The following is a 2,592-nucleotide window of genomic DNA, read 5'->3' on the forward strand; positions in this document are numbered from 1 at the left end:
TGCGTAATTCGCGAAAGCTGGACACGCGGTTCGCGTGAAGGTGGACAGTTGTTTCGCGCGAAGCTGGACAGTCGGAGCGCAGCGACGCAGGGTTTTCGGTTTTTACTCTGACTGTGGATCGGTGGTCAAACTCTTTTTGCGTTTTCGCATCGATTCGCCGCTGAGGTTGATGCGGTAAGTGTTGTGCACGAGTCGATCGAGAATGGCATCGGCGAGCGTAGGGTCGCCAAGTGCAGCGTGCCAGTTCTCAACCGGAATCTGGCTGGTTACCAGCGTCGAACGATGGCCGTGACGGTCATCAAGAATCTCGAGCAGGTCACGCCCGGCGCCATCGCTCATCGGTGCCATTGCGAAGTCGTCCATCAGCAGCAAGTCCGTTTTCGCCCACTGCGCCAGCAGTCGTGCATATCGGCCGCTGCCGTGTGCGATGGCGAGGTCCTCATTGAGCCGCGGCATCTTCAGGTACAGCGCCGAGAAGCCCTGGCGGCACGCCTGGTTGGCCAGCGCACAGGCCAGCCAGGTCTTGCCAAGGCCGGTGGCGCCGATGATCACGGTGCTGTTGCGTTCGCGAATCCAGTTGCAGGTTAGCAACTGCCCAATGAGACTGCGGTCGAGTCCGCGGGCTGCGCGGTAGTCAATGTCCTCCGGTACCGCATCAGAGAACTTCAGTTTTGCGCGGCGCAGCCGCGCCGTGGTCTGCCGTGATTCGCGTACGCTGGACTCACGCTCAACGAGCAGGCCCAGTCGTTCTTCGAAGCTCAACGCTTCGATGTCGGCGAGTCCCTGCTGCTCGGTGAGCGCTGCGGCCATGCCGCTCAGGCGCAGCTCGTGAAGCTTCTCGATGGTCGGATGTCTAAGCATATTTCTCCTTCAATGATAGTAGTTTGGCCCGCGCACGTTGACGTGCGTGAGCGGCGGGTCGGCCTGGACGGGGACCGTCGAGGATTGCTGATCCAGACCGTTCTTCAGGGTCGAGGCGATGAACCTGTAGCTCGGCGCTTTCAGATCGATTGCGCGACTGCAGGCGGCTTCTAGCCGCTCGTTGCCGTAGTCCTTCGCGAGACGCAGCACACCCAGGCAGGTGCGATAGGCCTGCTGCGGATGCTGCCGACCACCAAGCAGATGCGCGACGATCGCGCAGGTGTGTGGGCCGATGCTGGCCGCCCAGTTGCGCAGGCGCTGGGGATCCCAGCCGCTAACGGCCTGATGGTTGGCGGGCATGTGTTCGGTCAGGGTGGTGTGGGCACCGCGCCGCTCGCTCTTTACGTGCGCCGCAATGCGCTTGCCGCGATGGAAGATCTCGACCGTCGACGTGGTGTAACGTACGTCGACCTGCTCACGCGCGAAGCGATGCGGGACTGAGTAGTAATGGCCGATGAGTTCGACGTGGTAGTCAATGCCAACGCGGGCAACCTTCCAGTCGGCGTATTGGAATGGCAGCGCGGGCAACGGCCTGAGCGCGGGGCGATCAAGTTCATCGTAGGCGCTACGGCGCGAACCCGGTAGCTTCTTGAAGGCCTTGCTGTTCAAGCCGGTGAGCAGTTCGGCGACCGCGCGGTTCGCTTCGGCCAGACTGAAGAAGCGCTGTTTGCGCAGTCGGGCGAGAATCCATCTCTGGACCAGGAGGACGCCCTGTTCAACCTTCGCCTTATCACGGGGCTTCCCACTGCGAGCCGGGAGGACTGTGACGGAGTAATGCGCAGCCATCGCACCGTAGGTGCGGTTGATCAGCGGATCGTAGAAGCTGGGCTTGTGTACACCCGACTTCAGGTTGTCGGGCACGACGATCTCCGGGCAGCCACCGATGAATTCGAACGCGCGCACGTGCGAGCCGATCCAGTCGGGCAACTGCTGAGTCCAGGTCGCTTCGGCATACGTGTAGTTCGACGCGCCGAGCACCGCGACGAAGAGCTCTGCTTCGCGGATCTCGCCCGTCGCCGCGTCAATGATCGCGATTCTGTCGCCGGAGTAATCGACGAACAGTTTCTCACCGGGCGCGTGTGTCTGACGCAGCGTCAGGGGCAGTGAATTCGCCCACTGGCTGTAGCGCGTGCAGAACCACGTGTACGCGTAGCCGTCCGGATGCTCGGCCTTGTACTCATTCCACAGCAGGTCGAGCGTGACGCCCTTGCGCGCAAGCTCGCGGCGCACCGTCGGCCAGTCAGGTTCGGGACGCTGCCCTTCAACCTGCGGAGGTGGCGGAAACAGCCGGGCTTCGAGTTCGTCATCGGACAACGTCGCCGGCAGCGGCCAGCTCAGCCCGGTGCGCTGCATGCGCCGCACGTATTGTCCGACCGTCGTCGGCGAGGTGCCCACTGCCCGGGCGATCTCCCGCTGCTTGAACCCGCAGTCGAAATGCAGGCGCAGCACTTCACGAATTTTACGCATGGTCAACGTTGGATATGCCATGTGGCCTCTCGACGAAATCGTCGAGCGTGCCACGGTTGACCCGCGTCGCTACCTCACGAGGTTACTGTCCAGCTTCGCGTGAAATCGCTGTCCAGCTTGCCGTGAAATCCGTGTCCACCTTCACGTGAAATGCCTGTCCAGCTTGCCGCGAAATCGCTGTCCAGCTTGGTGTGAAATACGCAG

At 62.2% G+C, this 2,592-nt stretch carries 2 protein-coding genes; both read right to left on the bottom strand.

The features are described 5' to 3' along the window. Nucleotides 1-102 precede the first annotated feature (102 nt). Nucleotides 103-861, bottom strand: coding sequence for an IS21-like element helper ATPase IstB (istB, locus tag BG57_RS30670; RefSeq protein WP_035971021.1), 759 nt, complete (start codon nt 859-861; stop codon nt 103-105). A gap of 9 nt (nt 862-870) precedes the next feature. After that, the gene (gene istA / locus BG57_RS30675; RefSeq protein ID WP_081851049.1) at nt 871-2,409 is read right to left on the bottom strand and encodes an IS21 family transposase; all 1,539 of its coding nucleotides are present in this window, start codon (nt 2,407-2,409) and stop codon (nt 871-873) included. Between the last annotated feature and the right edge of the window lie 183 nt (nt 2,410-2,592).

Source organism: Caballeronia grimmiae, assembly GCF_000698555.1.
Taxonomy (GTDB): domain Bacteria; phylum Pseudomonadota; class Gammaproteobacteria; order Burkholderiales; family Burkholderiaceae; genus Caballeronia; species Caballeronia grimmiae.

What these genes read in the sequence shown, in the direction of transcription:
- istA (WP_081851049.1), bottom strand. Translation starts at nt 2,409, where the DNA reads ATGGCATATCCAACGTTGACCATGCGTAAAATTCGTGAAGTGCTGCGC.
- istB (WP_035971021.1), bottom strand. Translation starts at nt 861, where the DNA reads ATGCTTAGACATCCGACCATCGAGAAGCTTCACGAGCTGCGCCTGAGC.